1 protein-coding gene is annotated in these 692 nt (G+C 46.7%); it reads right to left on the reverse strand.

Annotation, left to right across the window (positions count from 1 at the left end; translation table 11 throughout):
- Positions 1-692, reverse strand: a 692-nt coding sequence (locus WMO65_RS26405) for a tyrosine-type recombinase/integrase (protein WP_349064915.1), incomplete at both ends; no start/stop codon positions are given.

The raw sequence follows: 692 nt of genomic DNA on the forward strand, positions 1-692 counted from the left end.
GTCTTATCCTGAATGATGGAAATGCAGTCCTTCTCCCAGTCGATATCTTTCAGCTTCAAAGAACAGACATCGGTCCCCCGGAGCCCTGTCTCTAAAAGAAGCTTACAGACAGCAGTATCTCTTTTTGTCAAAAGCCCTGATGAGAGCGTTGTTCTGAGAGCCGCAAGCTCCTCCTCCTGATAGATCTCTATGATCTTTATTTCCTTTGGCAGATGCACCGGTATCTCCAGAAGAAACTGTGCCGTGTGGCCATTACTGGAAAGGAACCTGCGCAATCCTGCCAGGCCGCTTCCAATCGTGGACGGCTGGTACCGTCCATCTTTGTAAAGAGATACGATAAAAGTGCTCACATCATCTGTCCTGATATCGGATAACTTCCCATACCCGTTTTTTTGGCAGAACAACAAAAAATAGGTAACGATACGCTGATATCCGGCTATGGTATTGGGGCTGAGTCCCTCCTGTTCCAGAACTTTGACAAAGCTTTTTATTTCCAATCGGAATCCTTCATTCACAAGTTTTTCGGATATACCTTCTGTATCCTGCCTTCTCCAGTCAACAGTCCCTGTTTGTATAAGCGACAGGAGCAGCCGGATACAGCGTTTTCGGTGGGTCAGTTCCTTCTGGATCCATTTTTCACTGCATGTGGCCGGACTGTCCAGAAAAGTTTTTATGAGTTCCTCCGAAAGCCT

It is taken from the genome of Blautia caccae (assembly GCF_040095955.1).
Lineage (GTDB): Bacteria > Bacillota > Clostridia > Lachnospirales > Lachnospiraceae > Blautia > Blautia celeris.